Source organism: Rhodonellum sp., from assembly GCF_030656585.1.
Lineage (GTDB): Bacteria > Bacteroidota > Bacteroidia > Cytophagales > Cyclobacteriaceae > Rhodonellum > Rhodonellum psychrophilum.
In genome coordinates, this window is sequence record NZ_JAUSPP010000039.1 from 1 (window position 1) to 2997 (window position 2997).

General features: G+C 41.6%; 3 protein-coding genes. 2 read left to right on the forward strand and 1 reads right to left on the reverse strand.

The genetic code is table 11. The features are described 5' to 3' along the window. On the forward strand, positions 1-703 hold a 703-nt coding region (locus tag Q7J63_RS10525; RefSeq protein ID WP_304885966.1), incomplete at its 5' end, for a ribonuclease Z. A 41-nt stretch (positions 704-744) separates the two neighbouring features. Beyond that, positions 745-1551, forward strand: coding sequence for a queuosine precursor transporter (locus tag Q7J63_RS10530; protein WP_019598705.1), 807 nt, complete (start codon positions 745-747; stop codon positions 1549-1551). A 1233-nt stretch (positions 1552-2784) separates the two neighbouring features. On the opposite strand, the gene Q7J63_RS10535 is transcribed toward Q7J63_RS10530, so the two are convergent. Then, positions 2785-2997 (reverse strand): hypothetical protein (locus Q7J63_RS10535; protein ID WP_304885969.1); only part of this gene is annotated, 213 nt, incomplete at its 5' end.

The following is a 2997-nucleotide window of genomic DNA, read 5'->3' on the forward strand; positions in this document are numbered from 1 at the left end:
GGGAATGATCTCCACTTTTCATTTGCACAAAAGAACCCGTCTGCTCACCATTTTTGGGCCCAATGGCCTGGACGAAATCATCACCGTCCAACTCAAGCACAGCAATACCCGACTCAATTTCCCCATCAGGTTCGTCGCCACCAATCCCAATCAGAAAGAATTGATTTTGGAAGAGAAAAATTACAGGGTTTTCAGTCTGCCGCTGAAACATAGGATCGCCTGTACTGGTTTTATTATCCAAGAAAAAAAGGAATTCCGGAAATTGATCAAAGAAAAGTTATTACAGAAGAAAATCGAAGTGGAAGCCATCCAATCCCTTCTCAGGGGAAAGGATTTTATGGATTCTGACGGGAAGGTGCTGTATGCGGCCAAAGACTATACGTATCCACCGGATCCACCAAAAACCTACGCATTTTGTTCAGACACCATCTACGACCCGGATTTGGTACCCCATCTGAAAGGGGTGACGCTGCTCTACCATGAATCGACTTTTACAGAAATCGAGGCTGAGAGGGCGAAGGAAACCTTTCACAGCACCGCCAGGCAGGCAGGTATGATCGCCAAAGCAGCCGGCGTCCACAAATTGCTGTTGGGGCACTATTCAACCCGCTATGTGGATTTAACCCCGATAATGGAAGAGGCGAGATTTGTCTTTGCCGAAAGTTACCTGAGTATCGAAGGAGAGCGCTATACCGTGGAATAACATGCCCCTTCCAACCAAAACGTTGCCCCCAAAATGATTTTATGGAGATAAAGCCGAGCCAAAGGGAGTTCCAATCCAAGAAGACGAATCTGTTTATCATCCTTTCCGGGATATTCCTCACCAATGCGATCTTGGCTGAGATTATCGGGGTCAAGATTTTTTCCGGGGAAATGACCTTGGGCTGGGAGCCTGCTGGATGGGTGTTTTTTGGAGAATACATCCTGGATTTCAACCTGACCGCTGGGGCCGTGATCTGGCCAATCGTCTTTATCACCACAGACATCATCAATGAATATTTCGGCAAAAAAGGGGTCAGGAAGATCAGTTTTATCACCGCCTTCTTTATCGCCTACAGCTTTTTGGTCATCGTCAGTGTGACGGAATTGCCTGCTGCACCGTTTTGGTTGGAGGTAAATAGCCCCGATGCCGATGGAAACCCCTTCAATATCGACTATGCTTTCAATGTCATTTTCCGACAGGGTTTGGGCATCATCATCGGCTCACTGACCGCGTTTTTGTTGGGACAATTGATTGACGTCTATGTCTTCCAAAAACTCCGGAAAATCACAGGCCCTAAAATGATCTGGCTGCGCGCAACAGGCTCCACGCTGGTATCCCAGTTCATCGATTCCTTTGTGGTCTTGGGGATCGCTTTTTATGTGTTCGGGAACTGGAGTATCGAACAAGTGGTGGCAGTGGGGATTATCAATTACATTTATAAATTCGGGGTTGCGGTGCTGTTGACGCCCCTACTCTATCTTGGACATTATTGGATTGATGGGTATTTGGGAAAGGAAATCGCAGAGGAAATGACCAAGGAAGCATCAGCGGACACTTCTTTTTTATAGAACTGACGAATTGGGCGAAGATTCAACCCAAATCCATGCCCATTCCAACAAACCACTTCATCAAGTTCAATCTGTTTTATGAGAAAAGGTATAGAACTCCGAATCCTATTAAAGCCTAAAGGGATTTGTTTAACCCGAAATATGCATTGAGTTTCCAAATGAGATCGAAACTGCAGGAAAATCAGACTATTGGGAGACAAATTCCTGACACCAATAAGATGAAGTCAAAATCAATCAACACCTCATTGAATATCAGTTAATGATAATATTGAATTGCATTCGCAATGCATAAAACGGGTTTAAGCCAAATTCTAAGACAACGGAAAAGCAAGGTAAAGCATCTCACTTGATTAAGTCAGATGGAAATATGTATTCCATTTCCAAGAGGAATCGAAACTGCAAGAAAATCAAACCATTGGGAGACATATTCCTGACAACAATAAAGTGAAGTCAAAATCAGGAAATGAATGAAGCCTGTTATGCCATTTCAGGCTGGAATGGAATTGGTATTGCATCATATGGATTTAAACCACTTGCCCGAAAACATATCAATTTTGTGTGGGCCTCGATCCTCTGATTAAAAATAAATAGGGATAAAAAATTATTCGATAAAAAATCCCTATAACGTGACATGTGTTTAAAAATAGTGCGAAAAGTTGCTTAATCACCCATGACAAATATACGCATTCCTTAAAGACGAAAAAATACCCTGTTCAGGGTATTTTTTCGTCTTTTTCATCATATTTTTCTTTTATTTTATTACTTTTCCAATAAAAATAAGAATATTTTTAGAAGTGATTTTTTCGATAAAGAGGCTTAAGTAGGTGGGGAAATGAATTTTTAGGAAAAAATTTCATGAGTGTCTGCTGCTTTACCAATAAATAAATGTGTCAGTTGAAAAACTCAGAATGATAGATTTGGTTTTCAATCATTTTCAAATTCAAGACCTTTAGTCTTGTGGATTAATGGTGTCATTTTTTACCCGGGTTGGGACCGGGGGAATTTGGAATATCGTGGTTGTTTGTCTTTGGCTAAAGGAAAGGATTGAATCCCGAAGGGTTTTCGCCAAGGCAGCTGGTTGACATGAATCGCAATTTTCTTTCTTTTGTCGCTTTTTTCTTGATAAAAAAAGTAACCAAAAAATCAAGGCTGATATCTCTTCTTCAAATTGGGGCGGAATTTATATGGTCTATCTATTCCCTTCCAATTTGATTTTTGTCTGGCTTCTACGCGCTAAAAATGACTGGATCTCGTTCGGAAAAACTCACGAGCTAACTCATTTTCTTCACGCTCTCCGATGCCTGCCAAAAACCGCTGATATATAGGCCGTCTATTCCTCCAAAGGAAGTATGGTGCTAATATTTCGTTTCTCCCCTCCTTCAACCAATATCTTGTTTCATTTCCAATATCTCTGAATTTGGCTGATTTTACTGGGAAGCCTGAAGG